Annotated in this window: 1 protein-coding gene and 1 pseudogene; both read left to right on the forward strand. The window is 74.1% G+C overall.

What is annotated here, in order from left to right; translation table 11 throughout:
• Window positions 1-2,440 (forward strand): annotated as a pseudogene (locus ACOJSN_RS09680) (hypothetical protein); the annotation flags it as partial.
• On the forward strand, window positions 2,440-3,951 hold the full coding sequence (locus ACOJSN_RS09685; RefSeq protein WP_420112287.1) for a DUF5719 family protein: 1,512 nt from the start codon (window positions 2,440-2,442) through the stop codon (window positions 3,949-3,951). The pseudogene ACOJSN_RS09680 and the gene ACOJSN_RS09685, both read left to right, overlap by 1 nt.
• Window positions 3,952-3,977 lie beyond the last annotated feature (26 nt).

The raw sequence follows: 3,977 nt of genomic DNA on the forward strand, positions 1-3,977 counted from the left end.
GCGACTCGTGCTCGCCGGCGTGTTCCTCGTGGCCGCCGTGGTGGCCGGATTCACGCTGGCACCGATCGCGTTCTCCGGCCCGTTGCTGGGTGGCGCGCTGCTGCCCACCGACGTCTCGTTCGCCGAGCTGTGGCGGGTGGCGTTCTCACCCTGGCTCGCGAGCGGCGACGGCTGGGCGGCACCCGCAGACCCGTTCATGGCGGTGTTGGCGATGCTCTCGGCACTCACCGGGGGCTTCGTCGGTGTGCCCGTCTGGGTCACGGTCTCGATCGTCACGGTCTCGGCGATCCCGCTGGCAGCGCTGACCGCCTGGTTCGCCGCCGGCGCTGCTACCCGCTCCCTCACGCTGCGCGCCTGGGCCGCGATCATCTGGGCACTCGCGCCGCCGCTCGTCCTCGCCCTCGCCGGTGGGCGGTTGGGTGCCGTCGTCGCGCACGTGCTGCTGCCGCTGGTCGCGCTCGGCCTCGCGCGGGCGTTCGGGCTCGATCGCCGTGACGTGGTCGTGTCCGGGCTCGTCGGAGCCCGACGTGTCGAGGCTCGTGTGTCCAGCGCGGCGCCGGCCGAGGTCCGCAAGCGCCGCCTCGCCGCGCTCGCTGCCGTGGCCGACGACGCCTCGACAGGTCAGATCCAGCGGGTGCTCTCCGGCGACGAGCCCGGCGCCTCGGGCGAGTCCGAGGAGATCGGCGACGACGCCGTCGAGCCGTCAGAGGCGAGCGCGAGCGCCGAGGGCGCCGACTCCGGCGCCTCGGGCGAGGAAGGCACGTCCGCCGATCCCGACGAGCGCGACGAGGCGGACGAGCCGATGCCGGTGATCGCCTCGAACACGGCGGAGCCGTACGTCTCCGAGGAGGACGAGGAGTTCGCCACGATCGTGGCACGCCCCTCCGGCGTCGGCTCTCTGGGCGCAGCGGCAGGTGCCGGTCTCGCCCTGGCGGCGGCTGCGGCAGGCGCGCCGGTACTGCTGCCGGCCGGCTTGCTGTGCCTCCTGATGCTCGCGCTGCTGCTCCCGCGCAAGGGTGTCTCCGGTCGTGCGCGGCTGCTGCTCGTCGCCATCCCGCCACTGGTGCTGCTGGGCCCGCTGCTCACGCACGCGGCCCGGACCGAGGGCGGCTGGCGGCTGCTGCTGTCCGGGCCCGGCGCCATGAGCCAGACACCGGACTCGACCCCCTTGCTGACGTTGCTGGGATGGCCGCAGGATCCGCCTGCGGCCGGGCTCGCGTCGGTCTCGCAGTGGCTCGTCCTGGTGGCCTCGGCCACCGTGGTGATCGCCGCTGTGGTGGCGCTGGGGCGCGGCGGCGGACTGGCGCGAGGCGTCCGGCTGGCGTGGCTCGTGGCGGCTGTCGGGGCCGCGGCCGCGGTCACCGCTCCGCACGTCGAGATCGGGGTGGCGCAGCTGGGCAGCGGCTCTGACGCCGTGACGCGCGGGTGGGCCGGGCCAGGCACGTCGCTGCTCCTTCTCGGTCTGGTGACGGCGACCGCAGTCGGTGGCGGTGGTCTCAGGGCTGCGCTGCACGGGCGCAGCTTCGGGTGGCGCCAGCTCGGCGCCGCGGTCATCAGCATCGTGCTGGTCGGTGGCATCGCGCTCGCGGCGATCGGATGGACCACCATGCTGCGGGGTGACGTGCTCACGCTCACCACGCGATCGACCGATCCGGTCCCGGCGATCGGCGACGAGCTCCAGGCCTCGGAGAGCCGCTCCCGCGTGCTGGCGCTGTGGGCCACCGACTCGGGCGTGGTCGATGCCGAGCTGTGGCGCTCCGTGGGCCCGCAGCTGACCGAGACCTCCTCGGCGACCGCGCTCGCCGCGCTCGACCGCAGCGAGCCCGATCCCGCGACCGCGTCGCTGTCCTCGATCGTCGCCGGCCTCGCCACCGGGACACTCAGCGGCGCCGCCGAGGCGCTCGCGGACCATGCCGTGGGCGTGGTGATCGTGCCGCCGCTGGAATCGACGGTGACCGGCGAGACAGGCGACGATGTGGCCCGGACACGCCTCATCGCGCTCCTCGACAGCGTGCGTGGACTCGACCGTGTCACCGAGAACGAGTCCGGCGTGGTGTGGCGCGTGAGCACCGAGGAGACCTCGGTCGCACGCGTGGTGCTGGTCGGTGCCGATGGCACCGCGACCCCTGTGGCGTCCGGTGTGGTGGGCGTCAGCACCGAGATCGTGGCCGACGAGGCGTCCACCCTCGTCCTCTCCGAGCGCGCCACGACCGGCTGGCGTGCCTGGCTCGACGGCGACCAGCTGCGGTCGGTCGATCACGGCTGGCAGCAGGCCTTCGAGGTGCCTGCCGGAGCGAGTGGCCAGCTGGTCGTGCGCTTCGACGACCCGCTCGCAGCACCCTGGCGGATCGCGGTCGCCGCGACATTCGTGATCGTCGCGCTGATCGCGCTCCCGACCCGCCGTCGACGCATCGACGGCCCCGCCGAGGAGGAGGGCTGATGGCATCGTCGCGTGGTGGAGGCGTACTGCGCCGGATCGGCCTCGCGGCCAGTGGCGTGCTCGTGCTCGCCCTGACCATCGGGGTCGGTCTCGCGGCGACGCTGGCCGGTCCGCCGACCTCCACCACCACCGAGGTGGAGCCGGTGAGCGTGGGCGCGGGTGCGACCACGTGGCTGTGCGCGCCGGCGCCGACGCTGCCCACCGCGGCTGCAGGCGAGGACGTCGAGTACGACCCCGACCTCGGCACCGGGGGTGGCGCCGTGGCCACCCTGGCCGACCTCACCGCCGTCGGCGCCGATGAGGTGCCCACGATGAGTGTCGGGCCGCTCGCGGAGGACGCGACCGACGCCGGCACGGCGGGCATGCTCGCCACGATCTCCCAGCCGGGCATCACCGACCCGTACGTCGGGGTCGTGGAGCCGTTCGCCGACCGCGTGCCCCTGGTCGGCGGCGTCAGTGTGGCGCGCGCCGACGCCGGCGACCTCCGCGGCCTGTCCGCGACGGCGTGCCAGCAGCCCGTCAGCTCGGCGGTGCTGGTGGGCGGGTCCACGCAGCTGGGCGCGAGCGCTCGGTTGATCCTCGCGAATCCCGGCGAGACCACGGCCTCGGTCAGGCTGAGTGGCTGGGGCGCGACCGGACCCCTGCCGGACATCGCCCCGATCGTGGTCCCGGCCGGCGGCGTGCGGACGCTGCTGCTCGAGACGATCTCGTTGGAGCCTAGGATCGCGATCCGGCTCGACGTCGAGGGCGGGCGCGTGGTCCCCACGATCCAGGACAGCTCGCTCGACGGGCTGATCGCAGCCGGGACCGAGACGGTCAGCCCCGCTGCCGACCCGACCACCGACCTGACGATCGCCGGCGCGGCGATCTCCGAGGCCGACAGCGCGAGCGCGCTGCTCCGGCTCGTGAACCCTGGCACCGAGCCGGCCACCGTGGCGGTCGAGATGCTCGGACCGGACGGCGCCGAGGTGCTGCCCGGTGCGGAGTCCTCGGTGATCGAGGCCGGCACCGTGGTCGACGTCTCGTTGGCCGGCTTGCCGACCGGACAGTACGGCGTGCGCGTCACGTCCGACGTGCCGGTGACCGGCGCCGTGCAGATGGCTCGTACCGGTAGCGCCGGCGAGGACGACCCGGACACACCGCCGGTCGACATCGCGTGGCTGCCGGCGTCCGCACCCGTGGACGCCGGGGTGCTGGCGCTGCCCACCGATCTGGTCGACACCGTGCTGGTCACCGCCACCAACCCGGGCGACGCCGCTGTGGAGATGGACGTGCGCGCCTACGACGCGGCCGGTGAGGTGATCCAGGAGGAGAGCGTCACCCTCGCTGCAGGCGCGACCACACGCCTCGAGGTCCCCTCGGGAACCCTGGCCGTCGTGTTCGCGGGCTCCGGCATCCTCGCCTCAGCCATCGTGGCCGGTGACGCCACGGACGGCACGCTGATCGCTGCGTACCCGATCACCGCTGACCCGTACACGGAGCAGTCCGTCGCCGTGCGCGTCACCGACTGACCGCCCCCACGTTCAACGCTCTCCCG

It is taken from the genome of Pseudactinotalea sp., from assembly GCF_048594945.1.
Lineage (GTDB): Bacteria > Actinomycetota > Actinomycetes > Actinomycetales > Beutenbergiaceae > Pseudactinotalea.

What these genes read in the sequence shown, in the direction of transcription:
- ACOJSN_RS09685 (WP_420112287.1), top strand. Translation starts at nt 2,440, where the DNA reads ATGGCATCGTCGCGTGGTGGAGGCGTACTGCGCCGGATCGGCCTCGCG.